The sequence below is a fragment of the Paenibacillus sp. FSL R7-0340 genome (assembly GCF_038002205.1).
Lineage (GTDB): Bacteria > Bacillota > Bacilli > Paenibacillales > Paenibacillaceae > Paenibacillus > Paenibacillus polymyxa_B.
The window spans coordinates 4,587,878-4,605,176 of record NZ_JBBOBY010000001.1; the positions used below are offsets into that span (position 1 = coordinate 4,587,878).

General features: G+C 45.0%; 13 protein-coding genes and 1 tRNA gene. 1 reads left to right on the forward strand and 13 read right to left on the reverse strand.

All coding sequences use genetic code 11. The features are described 5' to 3' along the window. Nucleotides 1–112: 112 nt before the first annotated feature. From abc-f to ilvB, 12 genes are all read right to left on the reverse strand, one after another. Nucleotides 113–1,963 carry a ribosomal protection-like ABC-F family protein gene (gene abc-f / locus MKX59_RS20460; RefSeq protein ID WP_068940322.1) on the reverse strand — a complete coding sequence of 617 codons (1,851 nt, stop codon included), beginning with the start codon at nt 1,961–1,963 and terminating at the stop codon, nt 113–115. A gap of 368 nt (nt 1,964–2,331) precedes the next feature. Further along, nucleotides 2,332–3,333: a polysaccharide lyase family 1 protein gene (locus tag MKX59_RS20465; protein WP_371917980.1), complete on the reverse strand. Its 1,002-nt coding sequence runs from the start codon at nt 3,331–3,333 to the stop codon at nt 2,332–2,334. Nucleotides 3,334–3,643: 310 nt separating this feature from the next. After that, nucleotides 3,644–3,714, reverse strand: a tRNA-Gly gene (locus MKX59_RS20470). A gap of 107 nt (nt 3,715–3,821) precedes the next feature. Next, nucleotides 3,822–5,963 (reverse strand): bifunctional diguanylate cyclase/phosphodiesterase, encoded by a 2,142-nt coding sequence (locus MKX59_RS20475; RefSeq protein ID WP_028542966.1) that lies wholly within the window; start codon nt 5,961–5,963, stop codon nt 3,822–3,824. Between the two features lie 341 nt (nt 5,964–6,304). Beyond that, nucleotides 6,305–7,408 carry an ATP-binding protein gene (locus tag MKX59_RS20480; protein ID WP_023987764.1) on the reverse strand — a complete coding sequence of 368 codons (1,104 nt, stop codon included), beginning with the start codon at nt 7,406–7,408 and terminating at the stop codon, nt 6,305–6,307. A 337-nt stretch (nt 7,409–7,745) separates the two neighbouring features. Continuing rightward, complete coding sequence (locus MKX59_RS20485; RefSeq protein ID WP_013309391.1) at nt 7,746–8,162, reverse strand: hypothetical protein; 417 nt, start codon at nt 8,160–8,162, stop codon at nt 7,746–7,748. Between the two features lie 260 nt (nt 8,163–8,422). After that, a complete protein-coding gene (locus MKX59_RS20490) occupies nt 8,423–8,962 on the reverse strand; it encodes a peroxiredoxin (protein ID WP_023987763.1) in 540 nt (179 codons plus the stop codon). A gap of 321 nt (nt 8,963–9,283) precedes the next feature. After that, nucleotides 9,284–10,360: a 3-isopropylmalate dehydrogenase gene (leuB, locus tag MKX59_RS20495; protein ID WP_023987762.1), complete on the reverse strand. Its 1,077-nt coding sequence runs from the start codon at nt 10,358–10,360 to the stop codon at nt 9,284–9,286. Nucleotides 10,361–10,563: 203 nt separating this feature from the next. Continuing rightward, nucleotides 10,564–12,105: a 2-isopropylmalate synthase gene (locus tag MKX59_RS20500; protein WP_068940004.1), complete on the reverse strand. Its 1,542-nt coding sequence runs from the start codon at nt 12,103–12,105 to the stop codon at nt 10,564–10,566. Between the two features lie 124 nt (nt 12,106–12,229). Continuing rightward, nucleotides 12,230–13,222, reverse strand: a complete 993-nt coding sequence (ilvC, locus tag MKX59_RS20505) for a ketol-acid reductoisomerase (protein ID WP_013309387.1) — start codon at nt 13,220–13,222, stop codon at nt 12,230–12,232. A gap of 162 nt (nt 13,223–13,384) precedes the next feature. Then, the gene (gene ilvN / locus MKX59_RS20510) at nt 13,385–13,870 is read right to left on the reverse strand and encodes an acetolactate synthase small subunit (protein ID WP_023987760.1); all 486 of its coding nucleotides are present in this window, start codon (nt 13,868–13,870) and stop codon (nt 13,385–13,387) included. A 1-nt stretch (nt 13,871) separates the two neighbouring features. Then, nucleotides 13,872–15,617 (reverse strand): biosynthetic-type acetolactate synthase large subunit, encoded by a 1,746-nt coding sequence (gene ilvB / locus MKX59_RS20515; protein ID WP_023987759.1) that lies wholly within the window; start codon nt 15,615–15,617, stop codon nt 13,872–13,874. A 613-nt stretch (nt 15,618–16,230) separates the two neighbouring features. Here ilvB and MKX59_RS20520 point away from each other — a divergent pair. Beyond that, entirely contained in the window at nt 16,231–16,671 is a 441-nt protein-coding gene (locus tag MKX59_RS20520) for a GNAT family N-acetyltransferase (RefSeq protein WP_023987758.1), read from the forward strand. 34 nt (nt 16,672–16,705) lie between these two features. On the opposite strand, the gene MKX59_RS20525 is transcribed toward MKX59_RS20520, so the two are convergent. Beyond that, nucleotides 16,706–17,053 carry a hypothetical protein gene (locus MKX59_RS20525; protein WP_023987757.1) on the reverse strand — a complete coding sequence of 116 codons (348 nt, stop codon included), beginning with the start codon at nt 17,051–17,053 and terminating at the stop codon, nt 16,706–16,708. Nucleotides 17,054–17,299: the final 246 nt, after the last annotated feature.

The window sequence follows — 17,299 nt, forward strand, 5'->3', positions numbered from 1 at the left end:
AATCGGACACTGTCTACTCTTCTCCATCAAGACATTTTCAAAAATTCGAACTATTGTTCATTATTATATGCAAACTACCGCGCTTTGGCAAGCAGGGCATACGTTCATTTCTTTAGATATCGAGATCATCCAACCGCTCCAGATTTGCACGAATGCGCCTGATTTCGCTCAACAACTTCTCATTTTCGTCATTCGTGCCCGTCATTCCCATCAACTCTGTAAGACGCAATTGTAATCGAAGACGTTCCTCACGCCGCTCCTGGTCTTCTGGCTCCCGTTGACGGCTTAGCTCATCTTCTTGCTTTTCGTCGGCTGTCCCCTCATAGATTTCATATCCGCCCCCTGGCTTCATATCGAGTAACCGAGTTGCCGTGCACCTCACCAGCTCCCGATCATGTGAGACGAGCACCAGTGCTCCATCATAGTTACGCAAAGAATCCTCTACAATTTCACGGGTTTCAATGTCAAAATAATTCGTCGGTTCATCCAGCACCAGCAAATTGGCTCCACTAAAGTACAGACGAAGAAAAGCTACCCTGCATTTTTCTCCCATACTAAGTGTCCCGATCCTTTTAAACACGTCCTCTTTCGCAAAAAGAAAGCAGCCTAACACCGTTCTCGCTTCTGTTTGGGTCATCGTCGGGAGCGCAAGCAGACTGTCCAGCAACGTTTGATCCTCCGGAAGCTGCTCCAACTCCTGTGAAAAATATCCGATGTTCAACTGTGGGTTGGCTGTGATTTTTCCTGTCTGCAGCTCCAGTTGACCTGTTAATAACCGAAGCAGCGTGGTTTTACCAATTCCATTGGGCCCCCGAACAGCCAGACGGTCTCCACGTGCAACGATCAGATTTAGATTTTTCACAATGATACGGTCGTCGTAGCTAAAGTCAACCTGCTCAGCACGCAGCAAATATTTTGCCTGAAACCCGCTGTCACTTAATTTCATGTGCAAAGACGCAGCCTCACGCGGTTGCTCTACTCTATTGGCCTCCAGTCGCTCCAGTTCCTTCTCCTTCGCATGATAACGGGAAATATTTTTTTTAGCCTTGGCCTTATAAAAGCTCTGCGTAACGGCCATCTCAACCTTGGATGCGCCACGATGCGCCTGATGAAACCATTCCCTGTAATTTCGAATCGTTTCCTCCAGCGCCTGTTTCGCCAACTCCTGCTTTCGATAGCTAGCTTCCTGCTCTCGCAGTTCCCGCTCCTTTTGCGCTTTATATTCCTTATAGCCGCCTTTATAGCGCCCAATACCTGTCGATGTGAGCTCAACTATACTCGTAGCCACCCGATCCAAAAAGGCTCTGTCATGCGACACAAACAGCAGCGTTCCCGGATACGTAGACAGCCACTGCTCCAGCCAAAGCAAGCTTTCGGCATCCAAATGGTTGGTCGGCTCATCCAACACCAGCAGCTTCGGCTGCCTGACCATGAGTCCGGCCAATCGCACTCTCGTCTTCTGGCCGCCACTCAGGTCACCATAAGCAATGGACCACGTCTGGACAGGCATTCCCATTCGAGTGAGCGCCTTTTCCACCTCAGACTCCCAGGCAAAGCCTTGCAGGCGTTCGTATTCATCCATTAGCTCGCCGTAACGCTCTAAATGATGCTCCATATCCTTCCCAGCATCGGCTAGGTCAGCTTCCAGCTGCCCCAACGCTTGCTTGAGACGCCAATGCCGAGGGCTGGCCTGCTGTGCGGCCTCCAGTGCGGTTCGAGACCAAGCCACCGTATCCTGCTGCTTCAGCCAGCCCCGCTCTTCCAGTGGCAAATCATGCTCTACTTGACCAGAGGTTGGCGCTTCATCTCCCAGCAATATTCGCAATAGCGTCGTTTTACCTGCTCCATTTCTTCCAAACAGTGCGAGCCGTTCTCCTTCCATCACATCCAGCGACACATTCTCAAATAAAGATGTCCCGTTCCAATCCTTTACTACATTGCGAATACGCAAAATTGTTCTCATACCACGATCATCCTTTCCCAGTCCGGTTTTTTGATCCCGGAAGCAATAAAAAAAAGCCGCAGAAGGCTGCGGCTTGCATACAAGGAATATAGAATGACTGTTATGAATCGTTTCAGAACATACGCTTATGAAAAATAACACCGCAAACGAATAAGCCAAATCCCGTTCCGGAATAAACGCATACGTCCCTACATTCATTTTCAGACACACTTCTCCCGTTGCAGCTTACAGCCGCCTGCCAGTAACTGTGCAGTTAAGTGGGAAAATCAGTGTGCTTACTTCATCGGACGTATGGTTACCTTCCTTTTCATGGGATACTTACTTGCAGTCAGTATAGCAGATCACAACACATTTGCAAATAACCCGCGTTATTTTCCGAATACCAAAGTTGTATTGGACGAACCTGCATATTTCGTTACAAACTCTTTAGTATATTCAGGAGTCTGTACCTGATAGCTATAGTTTTTGCTTGGGTTCCAGTTGGTTACACGCGATTTTTGGTTGTTGATGGCGGGTAAACTCCCCACATCTTTAAACTCGCCATTGGCTTTATCATCAAGAATACCGCCCTTTTCACTACCTTTTCCAAAGTAGTTGTACTCCGAATAGATTCTTGCATTCATAGCAATGGTGTAAGCAAGCTGGAAATTATTGATATAATTATTTTTAACATGGAAATATCCATATCTCATAAGTCCTGGGCCACGTACAAGCAAGTTTTCAAAGTAATTATTGGCGATCGTGATATGGGGCATGCCATCATAATTTTTATTGCCATCATCAGGGTATCCCAAAATGAGACCATATTTGTGATTGGCAAATTTGGAGTTACTAATGGTTACATAATCAGCCGATTGACCTATGTACAAAAGTTTGTCCAAATCCGAGCCATTCGCATTATAATTGTGACCTGCAAATGTAACATGATCAATCCAATAATTTGTACCTGCCGTGAGATAAAGTTGGATGTCATCGTTACCGTTAATGTTGGCACTGTGCTCAAAAGTTAAATTTTGAAAGATCACATTTCCCGAATTATTTGTTGTTTTCAAATGAATGTTAACCAGCTTGTTTTGCGCGTAAGAACCAATGAGTGATTTGTTGGAACCAATGTTGACCACGGTTTTAGAGGAGGCAGAAATATTTTTTTCGATTACCAGAATTTTAGGGGTTGAATCCCCTAACTGGTTTTTCAAATCGTTTAGATTATTGATATAGATGACCTGACCACCTTTTCCCCCCGTTGCGGCAGACTTCGTAGCTCCATTTTCACTTTTAGCCTGTCCGGCAAAACCAGTCATTCCATTCGTCGACGTATTTGGAAAATCAGCAGCGGCGAACGTAGAACTAGCTGGAAAATTAAACAGCATCAAAGTTAATGCTAAAAACAGAAAAGAAAATTTCCTCATTGCAGCTACACCATCCTTTTTTTAGTTAAATCCCAACAATGCGACTATACTTATTTTTTAGTAATTGGTAAATAGTTCTTTTTATCTGTTTATTTATAGCATATAAGATAAATATTTTATATTTTATTTTGTGCAGCAATGTAAAAATAGTTCGTAAGAACGCAAAAAAGCCGTGATACCCCGTTGGCATCCCGGCTATAATGTATTTATCTAGCTCCAAATAAAACAAAAACCCTTGCGTCACAAGGATTCCGAACTTCTTAAAACAGTAAGCGGGTGATGGGAATCGAACCCACGCTATCAGCTTGGAAGGCTGAAGTTCTACCATTGAACTACACCCGCATTTTATAACATCGCGATTCTTATGTATGACACGCTTAACCTATCGTCAACCAGCTGAATCAGGATGTTATTTAGTATAACTTACCTTTCAGCAAAATGCAAGCATACTACATACTATCCTGAGCCAGCCAATTCATAGGTTTACGTAAAAACAATTTTTCAAAGACTTCTGCCGGAATGGGGCGACTAAAGTAATATCCCTGACCCTCATGACAATCCTGTGCCTGCAAAAAATGAAGTTGCTCCTCATTTTCCACCCCTTCAGCCGTAACCTTCAGCTTCAAATGGTGAGCCATGGAGGCAATAGTAGATACAATTGCCGCATTTTTGCTGTCGACCAGTACCTCATTTACAAAGGAACGGTCAATTTTTAGACGATCAATCGGGAGATTCTTCAAATAATGCAATGAGCTATAGCCAGTTCCAAAATCATCAATACTGATTGCAACACCAATAGCCTTTATTTTTTTCAACTGTTCAAAGGCCCGATCCTTATCAAAGGTCATACTTTCGGTAATCTCCAGCTCTAGATAGCGTGCTTCAAGTTCCGTATAGGTCAAAATGCCCCGAATTACATCCACCAGCTTTTTTTGCTGAAATTGGCGCATGGATAAATTGACCGAAATCGGGATTGCTGGGTACCCGAGCTCCTGCCACTGCTTATTTTGCAGACAAGCCTCCCGTAACACCCATTCCCCCAAGGGCACAATTAAACCACTTTCTTCAGCCACCGGAATAAAATCGCCCGGCATCACCATCCCACGATGAGGATGATTCCAGCGCACCAGTGCCTCCAAACTCGTGAGCTCACCACTTTGCAGGTGGACACGTGGTTGATACACCAATGAAAATTCCTCATTTTCAAGCGCTCGCCGCAGATCATTTTCCAGCTGGAGTCTTTCATGCGCTCGCATCTGCATCGCGCTGGCATACCGCTGAAAATTCACTCCCTGCTCTTTGGCACTATGGACAGCCGTATCCGCCTGCTGAATAAGCTGTTCACTCTGATTCGCATCCAACGGGTATAAAGCTATACCAACGCTCACCGTCACATGATAAGACTCTCCATCAATATCGAAAGGCTGATCGAACAGCTTCACCATATCATCAATACGATTTCTCATAGCATCTGTATCTTCGTATCCCGTTAGAAGAAAGGCAAATTCATCTCCGCCCATGCTAAAGACAGCTTCCCCTTCATGGCTAAAATGCCCCAAGCGTTCGCCTACTGCATACAGCAAATAATTCCCTGCCATATGTCCAAGCGAATCATTAATCGCCTTGAAACGATCAATATTTAGCACTAAAAGCGCTATTGTCTCATCCGATTTTAATGATTTGCGCAATATTTTATCTAAGCGTTGGGAAAGGCGACGACGATTGGGGAGTCCTGTTATATCATCATTATAAGCAATGTGATTAAACTCAGATTCTGCTGCCTGCTTTTCACGATAAGGAACCAGAACCATCAACCGAACCAGCCCGCTCAACATATTATAAAATGCTATCGCGTTGGTCAAAAGTCCCAGAAGGTGATTAATATCGCTCATTTGCTCAGCAAATAAATAGAACAACTGACTCACAACACACAGCCCAATCCCACGAATAATAAGCAACATGCCCAACTCTGCCGGGCGGGCTTTCCGATATTTTCTCACCCCGAAAATAAAAGTGAGCACAAGCAGTAACATCACAGCCAGATTTAACGTCCAGCCCAGGTTGCCTATTTCGTATCGTATACGTAGATCTGGTAAGCCTGCACCAAATGTCTTAATAACTCCTAGAATCAGCAAAGTGCAGCCTATCCCCGCCCACAAAGCCACTGTTTTGTATTCAGACTTCGTCTTGCTAAACGGGAGGAAACAAACACATAAGAGCAAGACAGCGGTAAAGGCACGATTTACAAACAGCAGCCATAACGAAATGCCCGGAGACAAAGCAAAGTCCGTCAGGCTTACGAAACTAAACGAAACAATATGAACAAGGTAAAGCAGACCAGCCACCAAAAACGTCGGGGCAATAAGAAGCCTCTGCAAAGATAACTGTTCCAGTAAAACGGACCAGGATTGATAAAAAATACAAAAACAAATCGCAGCACAGGCAAATCCTACAATCGGATATAACAAGAAAAAAACATTATGGGAGTATATCTTATTCAAAGTTACGTGAAATAACTGAACCAAGACAAACAAAACTATCGAAGCAATGCCGATACCTATCGTTTTTTTTACTTCCAGCCGTATACTCATTCAGCCTCTTCAGCCCCCTGCATATCGGAGATTCCGATCATCTAAGACGTTTGACAGCTTTGGAAGCCGTTGTTTAAGTCTATAGTATCAAAAATAATGTTGTATTCTGGTATATAATAGCATTTAATCTGTGAAAGGTGAATCATTTTTTTGTCTTAAATTCGTGAATTCATTTTCGCATTTACGCAAATAACCGAGCTTACAGCACCAAAAAAGCGCATCATCTTGTCAGATTATGCGCTTCAGACAACCTTTTCCAAAAAGGTGATACCTATACCCCAACGCTGCACAACATAAAAGAAATAGTATGTACAGGACCCCTCTGCGAAAACCTCCCCATATTAAACTACAGGAAGCGTAATTTTAAATTGTGTGCCACTTCCATGTTTACTGTCTACATGTATGAAGCCTCCGTGATTTTTGATAATTCGATAGCTCACAGCCAGTCCCAATCCGGTTCCACTTTCTTTTGTTGTAAAAAAAGGATCAAATAAACGCGCCAATGTATTGTGATCCATACCTAATCCGTTATCTTCAATACAAATGTGAACATAATTGCCCTCAAGCACTGTATGGATATCGATGCAGCCCTCTCGTTCCCCACCGATGCTTTCAATGGCATCCATCGCATTTTTAATCATATTGAGGATAACCTGCTTAATCTGCTTCACGTCAATGGAAACCTTCATGAGCTCATCATTTTCATCCAATGCAATCTGGCAACCCTTCATCAATGCTTCGCTTTCTGTCAGCATCACTACCTCTTTCAGTAGCCCCATCACAGATACAGCCGTTTTTTGCGGAGCCGAAGGCTTGGACGAATTTAAGAACTCATAAATAATGTCGTTCGCACGATCAATCTCTGTTAATATAATCCGAGCATACTCATCCCTGCCCAACTCCACCAAATGCGGTCGAAGCAATTGAATAAAGCCCCGGATTGCGGTAAGCGGGTTACGGATTTCATGGGCGATAGAGGCAGAGATGCGTCCCAGCATCGCCAACTTATCGTTTTGATACGCCGTCTGCTCAATCTGCTTATAATCCGACACATCCTTAACGCTAAACAAAAAATCGCCATCCATCTGATCACCGTAGGTCACTGTTATCAACCAATGCCGACCATACTCATCAATCAACTCATGATAGCGCTTTCTATGAAAGATAGTTTCTTTATAAATCCGCATGATTTTCTTCTTCTTAAACCGACTTAACTCAGGATGATGCAAAATTTGCATCAAATTGCGACCTGCTAGCGAACTCCGTGGTAGCTCCAGCAATTTCGCCATTTGCACGTTAATAAAGGTCAGTACCCCGTCACTGTCAAACAGCATGATACCACTATCCAGGTTCTCCAGCACATTTTCATACTTGTTATTGGCGATCTGTGTGGAAGGACAAGCTCCCACGGTATCAAGCAAGGCTTCTTGGAATTCACTGATCATGCCAGGCTTCCCCCTTGTTTCGGAATGACAAACTGGCCGTATCGGACGCGTAATAATCTTGAAGAAGAGAAAGGCATCTATCGACTACCCTTCAATGGTGTAGAAAACAGTTTCACAGAAATCCGACCATCTGTTTCCAATTCGAGTCTTATTTTATGATAGACAAGATTAAGGATCGCAGTCAATCGGAAAAAGTGTCGAATCCACATTTTTATCCTGTTTTCTTTCGTCATAATATCTGCGCAACATTACCAAAATGAAAGATTACGTTAGGAACAAGCGCCCTACACACCAAAGAAGCTCTCCAGAATTGAGAGCTTCTTTGGTGTGTAGGATGTCAACTGCCGCTCTTATTATGTTGAAGCCGGGATCGTCTTTGGCTCATAACGGCCAGTCTTCTCTTAAGCTCTCCCTGCCATTTTTCATCATTCATCTGTTTGGCTACCATCAATAAATCCAGGGATATGTCAATTTGACGCTTCACAATTTCAAACGCATCTTCACTTTCACGATTCACACAATTTTCAAATATCGTATCATCGTCTTCCATGACATAATCCTGAAAATCAATCTCGGTTGCCCCATCTCCATGTGCATATTCAGCCAGAATTTCATACTCATTTTCGACTTTATAATGAACTTCAATGCGACGACATACCGGGCAAAACAGCAAAGGAACATTATGAACTTGGGTGCGGTAATGCTTCAGCGTTCCCTTGGTTCCTACCATGCTTGCTCCACAGCAATAACTCATCCGGGCTCAGCCTCCTCTGAACAAAACCTGTTCTGCCTTGTTTATCTTCTACAATACCTTATTCGCTTTCATCAGGCAAAATTCCTCCAGAACACAACAACATTTCCATAATTATTTGTTACTTCACTCTGTATTGTCTCATTCAAACAGGCTATCCTCACATCTTCCGCTGCACAGAGCAGGCAAGCAAGCCCCCAATAACGGAAGAGTAACCGCTAGTTGGGGGCTTGCTTGTTTAATTTCAACTTGTGAAGCTTATATTACAGATTTTGATCGCCTGGTTTCCAGTTCATTGGGCACAAGCCACCGGATTGCAAAGCTTGCAGTACACGCAAAGTTTCTTCCACACTGCGGCCTACGTCGTTGTGGTTAACCACTTGATATTTCAATTCGCCTTCTGGATCAATGATGAACAAGCCGCGCAATGCAACGCCTTCTTCTTCGATCAGAACACCATAATCGCTTGCTGTTTTTTTCGTGATGTCAGAAGCCAATGGGAAGTTCAGTTTGCCCAGACCGTTGTTTTCTTTAGCTGTGTTAATCCATGCTTTGTGGCTGTGCACGGAGTCTACACTGATACCCAGAATTTCAGTATCCAGCTCTTTGAATTGGTCAGCAGCATCGCTCAATGCTGTAATTTCCGTAGGGCACACAAAAGTGAAATCCAGTGGATAGAAGAAGAATACGAGCCACTTGCCACGGTAATCGGAAAGCTTCACCGAACCAAATTCTTGACCGTCTCCAGTTACTGTTTCCAATGCAAAATCAGGGGCGGGTCTTCCTACCAATCTTTCTGCCATAATATGAAATCCTCCTTTAAAATATGTAAGAAAAACACCGAATGTGCTTTCCTCAATCATCTGTATTGTAATGAACAACTTACTTGATAAATGTTATCATTCGCTGAAATCAAAGTCAATATTGTAACCATTACTTTTTTATAATTATTTTAAACTAGCTTAAAAATTCACAACTTATTCACATTTTGAACTTTCGAATATACAAGTAGCTCCTGATTGCTCAGGAGCTACTGTGCCAAACATCTGCCGAAAAGGCTGTACTGTATAACCTTACTATATAATAGGAAGCTTTTTTTCAGAACGGGTACATTTATGGAGCTTTTAACGAATAGCTGCTGCGATCAGATCGCCCATTTGAGTTGTCGAGATCGCTTGAGATTTATCCACCGCAATATCCGCTGTACGGTGCCCTGCATCCAGTACCTCAGCTACCGCTTTCTCAATGGCATCAGCTGCCTTCTCGTACCCGAAGGTGAGACGGAACATCAAAGCAACGGACAAAATCGTTGCAATGGGATTCGCCAGTCCTTGACCTGCAATGTCAGGCGCCGAGCCATGTACCGGCTCGTATAGGCCGAAGCTGCCTTGTCCAAGTGATGCGGAGGAGAGCATGCCGATGGATCCGGTCAGCATAGCCGCTTCATCACTGAGAATGTCACCAAACATATTTTCCGTCACGATGACGTCAAAGCTAGATGGACGACGCAGCAATTGCATGGCACAGTTATCGACCAATACATGCTCCAACTCGACATCCGGGTAGTCTACAGCAACCCGGTTAACTACTTCACGCCATAAACGGGAGGTTTCCAGTACATTAGCCTTATCCACCGATGCAAGTTTTTTGCGACGTTTTTGTGCAATTTCGAAAGATTGGCGCACAATACGCTCTACTTCCGTTACATTATATGCACAAGTATCAACTGCTTCCTCACCTTGAGGACTTTCTCGTCTGAACTTCTCGCCGAAATAAATGCCGCCCGTCAGTTCGCGCACCACGATCAGGTCCGTTCCTTCCAACACTTCCGGTTTCAATGTAGATGCGTCCTTGAGACAGTCAAAGACGACAGCAGGACGAAGATTCGAAAACAGACCGAGCTCTTTACGAATGCCCAGCAGTCCAGTTTCAGGACGAAGTTCCTTTGGATTGTTGTCCCATTGTGGTCCTCCTACCGCTCCCAGCAGAACGGCATCTGCAGTTTGACATACTGCCAGTGTTTCTTCTGGCAATGGTGTGCCCTTCTTATCAATCGCAATCCCGCCGAACAGCGCATGCTCCGTTTCAAATGAAAGGCCGAACACTTCTTCCGTACGTTTCAATATTTTTTCTGCCTCTGCGACCACTTCCGGTCCAATTCCATCTCCCGCTATTACCGCAATCTTTTTAACGTCTGCCATCACGTACACTCCTCTTGTTATACAGCTATACAACTGTATTTTTCATACCTTCTTTGTAACATACATGGCAGGGCTTTGACCAAGATATAGAATCTATCAATTCAATAGGCACAGCCTATAAGCTTGTTTTTTCATCAGAGAAAAAGAAAACAGGACCGGAAACACCCGATCCTGTATATATCCAACTCTAAGTCTACATAAAATTAAGATTTATAATCTACGCGATTACTGTAGTTTTTACGCTTGTCGATCAAACCATTCAGCGCATCCACGTAAGCCCGAGCACTTGCTTCCAGAATATCGGTGCTTACCCCGCGTCCCTGTACAGACAGTCCGTTTTGCGTCAGTACTACATGGACTTCACCCAGAGCGTCCTTACCATGGGTAACAGACTTGATGGAGTAATCTGAAAGTACAACGCTCTCGCTGCTGGCTTGGTCAATCGCATTATAGATCGCATCGACTGAACCATTTCCTTCAGCTTCTGTCTCGATAACCTGACCTTTATCGTCAACCAGACGCACTTGTGCGGAAGGCGTAGCCTTGTTCCCATAGGTAACAAAGATGGTTTCCAGCTTGAAAACTTCAGGTGCATCGGCCAATTTTTCTTCCAGCAATGCCAAAATATCATCGTCCGAAACTTCCTTCTTCTTATCAGCCAAATCCTTGAACTGCCCAAAAGCGCGATTCAGATCTTCTTCGTTCAATTCGTAGCCCAACTCGATCAAACGCTCACGGAAAGCATGACGACCTGAGTGCTTACCGAGTACCAGTTTGCTTTCTTTCAGACCGATACTTTCTGGTGTCATGATTTCATAGGTCGTTTTCTCTTTCAGCATACCGTCTTGATGAATACCTGATTCGTGCGCAAAAGCATTGGCTCCAACAATCGCCTTGTTGCCCGGCACTACCATCCCCGTCAAACGGCTAACCAAACGGCTCGTGCGCGCAATTTCAGACAATTGCAGAGACGTTTTGGCCTGAAAAAATTCCTGTCTCGTCTCCAGTGCCATAGCGATTTCCTCAATAGCCGTGTTCCCAGCGCGTTCACCGATACCGTTAATGGTTCCCTCAATCTGATCCGCACCGTTCAGAATGGCAGCAAGTGTATTAGCGGTAGCCATTCCCAGGTCATTGTGGCAATGTGCACTCAATTGAATCTTCTCCACATCGACCACATTTTCCTTAATGTGTTTGAATATATTTCCATACTCGTAGGGTGTCAAGTAACCTACCGTATCTGGAATATTGACGACAGAAGCCCCTTCTTGTACAGCCATAGTGACCATTTCAACCACAAAATCAAGCTCTGTACGACCTGCATCCTCCAAAGAAAACTCCACTTTAGGCAAATATTTCAACCCATAGCGTATGGCAGCACGAGCGGTTTCCAATACCTGTGCCTTCTCCATCCGCAGCTTGTGCTGACGGTGAATAGGAGAAGTTGCCAAAAAGATATGGATACACGGGTCCTGAGCTCCCTTGAGTGCCTCGCGAACCGCATCAATATCCTGTTCCCTTGCACGTGAAAGGCCAATAACCGTCGAATTTTTTACAGCTTTTGCTACTGCATTAACAGCCGCCAGATCACCCGGAGAAGCAGCCGGGAACCCAGCCTCCATACGATCGATTCCCAGCTTCTCCAACTGATGAGCGATCTCCACTTTCTCACGAGTATTCAAGTTCACGCCAGGTGACTGTTCTCCGTCTCTCAACGTTGTGTCAAATATATATATTTTGCGCAACCTAACGCACCTCCTCAGGATTAGGACCCTTAAATTACAATGCGGCTCACGCAATAAGCAGGGCCGCATTGTAATTAATATTTATAAATAATTCATGTTGTCGAGTTCATAGTACAAAAGATTATTACTTTTTGATCCAATGCATCATTTCACGCAATTGTCCGCCCACCACTTCAATCGGATGGTTAGCTTCATTACGACGAGTAGCCGTCAGGAATGCACGTCCAGATTGATTTTCAAGGATGAAGTCACGAGCAAATTTACCTTGTTGAATGTCAGTCAATACATCCTTCATGGCTTTCTTCGTATCTTCCGTTACCACGCGTGGTCCAGTTACATAATCGCCATATTCCGCTGTATTACTGATGGAATCACGCATCGTTGCCAATCCACCTTCATACATCAGGTCAACGATCAGCTTAAGCTCATGCAAGCATTCAAAGTATGCCATCTCAGGAGCATACCCCGCTTCAGTCAATGTTTCAAAGCCCGCTTTTACAAGTGCGCTCACGCCGCCACACAATACCGCCTGCTCACCGAACAGATCCGTCTCCGTTTCTTCACGGAAGGAGGTTTCAATTACGCCCGCACGTGTACAGCCAATGCCTTTTGCGTAAGCAAGACCGATTTCTTTGGCTTGACCCGTTGCGTCCTGCTCAATTGCGATCAACCCCGGTACCCCAAACCCTTCTACATAGGTACGACGTACCATATGTCCTGGGGATTTTGGAGCAACCAGCAATACATCGCTATCTTTAGGAGCTACGATTTGTCCAAAATGAACGTTGAAACCATGGGAGAACAAAAGAGCTGCGCCTTTTTTCAGGTTAGGTTCAATTTCATTTTTGTACACAGAAGCTTGAGTTTCATCAGGTAACAAAATTTGAACCACATCTGCACGGCTTGTTGCATCAGCTACGTTCAGAACTTCGAAACCGTCGTTTCTTGCGACATCAGCTGATTTGCCTTCACGCAAACCAATAACAACATTCACACCACTGTCACGCAAGTTTTGTGCCTGAGCATGTCCTTGGCTACCGTAACCGATAACGGCCACTGTCTTTCCTTTCAATACGCTGAGTTCTGCATCTTTTTCGTAGTACGTTGTAACTGCCATGGTTAATTTCCTCCTTTTAATTGGACCCTTCATAATGAGCGGGTACTCCAAGAGACTTCCCTCGTGATTAGTATCTAAAAATCTCTTCGAGCCCCCGCTCTTATGCGGGCGGTTCTTTATTGATGTAATGCGCTATAAGCGGTAATTCGTTAAAGCTCCATATTAAGCATTGCCACGTATCATAGCTGTAACCCCGGTTCGAGTCAACTCCCGAATACCGTAAGGCTTCAACAACTCGATCATGGCATCAATTTTTTCTGTATCGCCAATGACCTGTACGATCAAGCTCGTCGTTCCAACATCAATTACAGCTGCTCTGAATGTTTCTACCACGCCCATGATCTCTGGCCGCTGAGGCGGTTCTGCCTTTACCTTTATCATCGCCAATTCCCGAGCTACCATCGGCTTGGAACTGAGATCAATGACCTTGATCACATCAACCAGCTTGTAAAGCTGCTTTTCAATCTGCTCCAGGTTGTTCTCATCCCCTACAGTCACAATGACCATACGGGATAATCCAACTTCTTCCGATTGTCCCACAGTTATGCTCTCAATGTTAAAGCCTCGGCGACCGAACAGGCCGGACACACGTTGCAAAACGCCGGGTTGATCATTTACCAGTACAGCAATGGTATTTTTTGTTGTCATTTTACTCGTCCCCCATCAGCATTTGATCAATTGTCGAACCTTGCGTCACCATCGGATATACGTTCTCTTCCTTGCTGACTACAAACTCGACAACGACCGGTCCGGGTGTATCAAGCGCCTCCTGCCAAGCCCGACGTGCCTCTTCCTTATTCGTAGCACGCAGCCCTTTGACACCGTATGCTTCGGCAAGTTTCACAAAATCCGGACTTCCAGCCAGGTCAATGTGACTGTACCGATTGTCATAGATCAATTCCTGCCATTGGCGAACCATTCCAAGCACCTGGTTGTTGATAATAACGATTTTAACCGGAATGTTATTGATTGCACAGATGGCTAATTCCTGCGAACACATCTGCATACCGCCGTCCCCGTTAATCGATATTACTAATCTGTCGGGATTGGCCATCTGAGCACCGATTGCAGAAGGGAAACCAAATCCCATCGTACCGAGTCCACCAGAGGTGACCCATGAGCGTGGCTGATTGAATTTGTAATACTGCGCTGCCCACATTTGATGCTGTCCCACGTCCGTCGTTACGATTGCGCCGCCCTTGGTCGTTTCATCCAACAACTCAACAACCCATTGTGGTTTAAGCACCGTTTCAGAATCCTTATAAGAATAAGGTTTCTCATTCTTCCAATGCTGAATTTGTGCTCTCCATGCATCAGCTCGATCCGCGCGTTTCACATCCTGATTCAGCAATTCCAGCACTGCCTTCACGTCACCCACGATAGGAATATCTGCTGCAACATTTTTTCCAATTTCAGCAGGATCGATATCAATGTGGACGATTTTAGCTTGAGGAGCAAACCCATCCAACTTGCCTGTTACCCGATCATCGAAGCGGGCTCCGATACAGATCAACAGATCTGACTGTTGAATCGCCTGATTGGAGGTGTATGTTCCATGCATCCCCGGCATCCCCGTCCACAGTTCATGTCCACTTGGGAAACCACCCAATCCGAGCAATGTTGTCGTAATAGGAATTTCCGTTTTACGAACAAACTCGTAAAGTGCTTCATGTCCACCGGAGTATACAACTCCTCCACCTGCCAGAATGAATGGACGTTCTGCTTCGGAAATAGCTTGAGTTAGCTTGTCTAGTTGAATTTTGTTGGGCAGCACTTTCGGGTTATAACCCCGCATGGTCACTGGTCCCGTTTGTGGAACGAACAACGTCTGGGCTGCGGAAATATCCTTCGGAATATCAATCAGCACCGGTCCCTTCCGCCCTGTGTTGGCAATATGAAATGCCTCATGGATGATTCGCGGCAGATCCTCTACATCTCTTACCAGATAGCTGTGCTTCGTAATCGGCATTGTAATTCCCGTGATATCGGCTTCCTGGAAAGCATCCGTACCGATCAGGGAAGATATAACGTTACCCGTGATGACCACCAACGGCACCGAATCCATAAAAGCCGTCGCAATACCAGTTACCAGGTTTGTCGCTCCAGGTCCGGAAGTCGCGATACATACGCCCACTTTACCGCTCGCCCGTGCATAACCATCTGCCGCATGAATAGCTCCTTGCTCGTGACGAGTGAGGACATGCTTGAAATCCTTAAAGCCATACATGGCATCATAGATATAAAGCACTGCACCACCTGGATATCCGAAGACACAATCTACTCCCTCCAGCAACAGGCTACGGAGTAAAATTTCCGAACCTGTAATCACTTCAGGCTTCATCCACTTTTCACGTAATTCATTGGTTGACCTAACTTCAGGAATTTGTGCACTCATTGGTCATCCTCCTTTACAAAATTTACATACATCTGACATTTGTAAAAACAAAAAAACCTTTCATCCCTAGAACAGACTTGCTGTTACTGAGGGACGAAAGGCTGTAGCTTCCGTGGTACCACCCGTGTTTGCCCGATATTTCGCAATATCGAACCTTGGCAGGTACAGAAATCGCAAAGGATCTCCATATCTGGCGTCTGTAACGTAGACCGTACGATTTTCCCTAATAGGTGATTCAGCGCACCGTTAATATCATCGGGCCCAAATACTTTTCAGGAAAACAGCTCCAAGGTGAGCTCGTTAAAAAGGGATTTTGGTGAAGCTTGCAGCTAATGCCTCACTCTCTGAACAAAAGAGCCCTAATCACTTCGTCCTCTTCATTGCCGTTGAGTTCATGTCATTCTTTCAAATGTTTAGACACATTATATGTCTCTCATCTGGGATAGTCAATACCCATATTTCATAAAAATTTATGTTTCTTTTCTGAAGCACCTCAGAGTCGCACGCTTGTAAGAGGTACCCGCATATTATAAAAAAGACCACACGGTGAGACAGTGCACTCCTCCAAAGCCACGTCTTATCTTGTTAAAAGGGTAGAAAAGGAGGCCCGTTTATGATTCGAAAACGCAGCTCTCAAGATGACACCATCATCTTTCGTCTAATCGAGCAAGAGCTTGTCCCCCTATCGCATTTAAGTGCCCAAGAAATGAAACAAATACGCAAAGAATTACCCCGGCGCTTAAACCGGGGCATCACTTTTGTAGCTTGCAGACCGGATAATGCACAGGTTGTTGGCTTCATTCATGTTATGCTGCATGGCGAACTATTATACATTGATTTGATTGCAATCTCTTCGGCTCATCAAGGTATGCGATACGGAAAAAAACTGCTGGAGCATGCCGAACACTACGGACGACTACGTCGCTGCAAGCGGGCTAAAGTTATGGTGGACGAAGACAATATCAGGGGGATCCATTTTTATCTGCGTCATCAATATCAAATACTGCGATACGTAGCTCTGAGCCGATGCCATGAACTCGAAAAGTCACTGTAAAAAGTATCTTTTTCGGGCTCAAGATTTTGTATGACTAAAATAAATTAGGGTAATACGGATATCCTACTCCGGGGTATCCCCCGTCTGTATACGGGCCTGGCTGCGGACCATATCCTGGTCCTCCATAACCTGGACCGTAGCCTCCATATCCCCCACCATAGGCACCAATGTATGGAGCTGTGCCGATGGCAAGCAAGTCAAACAGCACCAGAGGAATAATCGCCTTCGTGTTTACCTTTTTCTTGCGGTTTGGTTGAAGAACCAGTCGGTTACCCGAAATGCGAATCAGCTTGCCGCTGACCTGGGAACCATCCTTACGAGTAGCAAAGATGACTTTGCCGACAAGCTTCTCCACCTGCTTTCTGGTTACTGCCTGTTTCATCGTATTTCCTCCTTCTTTCTCAACGGATGGACAGATTGAACGGCTCCTTGATAGCTCATCACCACCACAAAATAGACCGGAGCTGACAGGGGCCGAGCGTCCCGTCCAATCTGCATAGCACAGTCTATTCCATTCATGCCAGTAGCGTATGTTTAAATGCCTGCACAATATAAAAAAATCTGGTACCTGCACATGCAGATACCAGATTTTTTATACACCAGGATTTTGCGATATTCGATTCCAGTC